Below are 3,757 nucleotides of genomic sequence, written 5' to 3' on the forward strand. Positions count from 1 at the left end.
AGCACCCGTCACCACCACACGGTGATCGAACAACGACCGCGACGTCACCAACGACCGCCCCACAGCAGCCACATCCACACCGGAACCGGCTCCCGCCCACTCCAGCAGACGCGCCGCCTGAGCACGCACCGCCTCCACCGACTTACCCGACACCACCCACGGCACCACAACCCCGGCGAGACCGGGTTCTGCCTGGGTCGCGGGTGCGTCAGGCTCCGTTTCCGTGGGAGCCTCGAGGATGACGTGCGCGTTCGTACCCGACACACCGAACGACGACACACCCGCCCGACGCGGGCGGCCGGTCTCGGGCCACGGCGTGGCCTCGGTCAGCAGGCGGACCCCTCCCTGTTCCCAGTCCACCTTCGACGACGGCGCGTCCACGTGCAGGGTCCGCGGCAGCACCCCGTGCCGCATCGCCATCACCATCTTGATCACACCGGCCACACCCGCGGCGGCCTGCGTATGCCCGAGGTTCGACTTCAACGACCCCAGCCACAACGGCCGGTCCTCCGGCCGGTCCTGCCCATACGTGGCCAGCAACGCCTGCGCCTCGATCGGATCACCCAGCACCGTCCCCGTGCCGTGCCCCTCCACGACATCCACATCGGCTCCGGACAGCCCTCCGTTCGTCAGGGCTTGCCTGATGACCCGCCGCTGGGCCGGACCGTTGGGCGCGGTCAGCCCGTTGGACGCACCGTCCTGGTTCACCGCACTGGACCGCACGACCGCCAGCACCCGACGCCCCTCACGACGAGCATCCGACAACCGCTGCACCACCAACACGCCGGCGCCCTCGGACCACCCCGTGCCATCAGCCGCATCAGCGAACGCCTTGCACCGCCCGTCGGCTGAAAGCCCGCCCTGCTGGGAGAACCCGACGAAGGTCTCCGGGGTCGCCATGACCGTCACACCGCCTGCGAGGGCCATCGTGCACTCACCGGACCGCAGCGCCTGCGCGGCCAGGTGCAGGGCCACCAGCGATGACGAGCACGCCGTGTCCACCGTCAGCGCGGGTCCTCGCAGCCCCAGCACATACGCCACCCGGCCCGATGCCACGCTCTGCGAACCGCCGGTCATGAGGTGGCCGGAGAGGTCCTGGCTGGACCGGCCCGCCACTTGGGCGTAGCCGGACTCGAAGGCGCCGACGAACACGCCGACCGGCCTTCCCGACAGCGACACCGGATCGATCCCGGCGTGCTCCACGGCTTCCCAGGAGGTCTCCAGCAGCAGCCGCTGCTGCGGGTCGGTCGCCACCGCTTCACGCGGGGAAATGCCGAAGAATTCGGCGTCGAAGTCGCCGATCCCGCGGAGGAAGCCGCCCGTGGCGGTGACCGAAGCACCTCGACCGGATCCCGACAACTCGTCCAGGTCCCACCCGCGGTCCGCCGGGAAGCCCGACACCGCGTCATGGCCGCCGGCCAGCAGGTCCCACAGTTGGCCGGGGCTCGACACATCACCGGGATAACGGCAGGCCATTCCGACGATGACGATCGGGTCGTCGGTCACCGCCACGGTCGGCCGCAGAGTGGCGTCCTCGACGTGGCCGGTGCCCTCGCCGAGCAGGCCGGCCACGTACTCGGCGAGCACAGCGACCGTCGGGTAGTCGAACACCAGGGTGGCGGGCAGGCTCAGCCCGGTCACGGCCGCCAGCCGGTTCCGCAGCTCCACCGCGGTCAGCGAGTCGAAGCCCAGCTCCTTGAAGGCCTGACCGGTGTCGATCCGGGTGGACCGGCTGTGCCCGAGCACCACGGCGACGTGGTCGCTGATCAGATCGTGCAGGAACGGCCTGCGGTCGTCGGCCGGGACACCGGCCCAGCGGTGGGCGAAGCTGTCGGGGCCCTGACGGTCGTCCCCGGCGGTCCGGCGTACCACCCGGCCCACCAAGGCGCGCAGGACGGCCGGTATTGCGGGTTGAGCCCTCAGCGTGGCCGCGTCCAAGCGAGTCAGTCCGACGACCGGCTCGTCGACGCGCATGGCCCGGTCGAACAGCTCGAGGCCCTGTTCGATGGAGAGCGGTGGCATTCCCGAGCCGTTCATCCGCCGTAGGTCGACATCGGACAGGGCCGAGGTCAACCCGACTTCGGGGGTCCACGCACCCCAGGCGAGTGACAGGCCGGGCAGGCCCGCCTGCCGACGCCGCTGCACCACGGCGTCCACGAACACGTTCCCGGCCGCGTAGTTGCCCTGGCCCGGGCCGCCGAACATGCCGGCCAACGACGAGAACACGATGAACAGGGACAGGTCCATGTCGCGCGTCAGCTCGTGCAGGTGCCAGGTGGCGTCCACCTTCGGCGCCAGCACCCGGCCCATCCGCTCACCGGTCAGCGAGCCGATGACACCGTCGTCGACGACACCGGCGGTGTGTATGACGCCCGACACCGGGTGTTTCGCCAGCAGCCCGGACAGCGCTTCCCGATCCGACACATCACACGCCACCACCGTGACCCGCGCGTCCAGCCCCGTCAGCTCCTCGACGAGTTCGGCCGCGCCCTCGGCCCGCTCGCCCCGACGGCTGACGAGCAGCAGGTTCCGTACGCCGTGGGTCCGTACGAGGTGCCGGGCCACCCGACTGCCCAGGCCTCCCGTGCCCCCGGTGATCAGGACTGTCCCTTCCACCGCGGAGAAGTCGGCGGGCTCGGTGGAGTTCGTGTGACGGGCCAGGCGTGGGATGCGCACCGCGGCGCCGCGCAGTGCGAGCTGTGGCTCACCGGTTGCGGCGACGCGAGCCAGCGTCGCGAGATCGAGGGAGGCCGCGGACTCCAGGTCGACCAGGGTGATCCGGTCCGGGTTCTCCGACTGTGCCGAGCGGATCAGGCCCCACACCGCGGCGGCGGGCAGGTCGGTCAGCGGGTCGTCGGGCCCGGTCGAGACCGCTGCCCGGGTCACCACGACCAACTGAGTCCCGTTGAGGCGCGGTTCGTTCAGCCAGTGCCGCACCTGCTCGAGTACCCATACCGTGACCAGGTGCGTCAGGCTGACGACGGGGCCCGGCTCGGGGTTGTGCGGCACGGCGAGTACCACGTTCTGCGGCACCGGCATTCCGCCGTCCATCGCTGTGGTCAGAGCGTGCAGGTCGGCATGGTCCGCGCCCGAGCCCACCACGGCCCAGGCGTCACCGCTCAGGGCCGCCGCCCCTGCCCCGGCAACGTCGAGCCCGGTCCACTGAGGTATGAGTACGGCGGTGCCCTCTGGGCTGGCCGCGAAGTCGGCCTCCAACAGCGGACGGGTCCGCAACGACGCAATCGACAACATGGGAGCACCCGAGCCGTCCGCTACGGCGACACTGTGTTCGTCCTCGCCGGTCCGGGTCAGACACACCCTCGCCCGGACCGCGCCCGAGGCCCTCAATACGACATCGGTGAACAGGAACGGCAGCCGTGCGGACTCCACCAGGTCCGGCCCGGTCAGCCTCGACGCGTGCAGCACGGCGTCCAGCAGCACTGGGTGCATACCGAACGACGCGGCCTGCCCTGACTGCTCCTCGGGCAGCTCGACCTCCGCCCACACTCTCTCGCCTTGACGCCAGGCCCTGGTCAGGCCCTGGAACGCCGGCCCGTACACCACATCGTGGTCCGCGCGGTACAGCGTGGAGATGTCGACCACCGCGGCCCCGGCGGGCGGCCACTGCGAACCCAGGCCGGTAAGAACGCTCTCGTCAAGGCCAGGCGCGCTCACCAGCTCGCCGGTGGCGTGTCGGGTCCACTCCTCGCTGCCGTCCGGGCGGGCGTGGATGACGAGGGCCCAACGGTCCTGGGTC

General features: G+C 71.1%; 1 protein-coding gene. It reads right to left on the minus strand.

Annotated features, from left to right (window positions below; genetic code table 11):
- On the minus strand, positions 1–3,757 hold a 3,757-nt coding region (locus ACP4IX_RS35915; RefSeq protein WP_426558802.1), incomplete at both ends, for an SDR family NAD(P)-dependent oxidoreductase.

The sequence above is a fragment of the Streptomyces sp. WG5 genome (genome assembly GCF_049974565.1).
GTDB lineage: Bacteria > Actinomycetota > Actinomycetes > Streptomycetales > Streptomycetaceae > Streptomyces.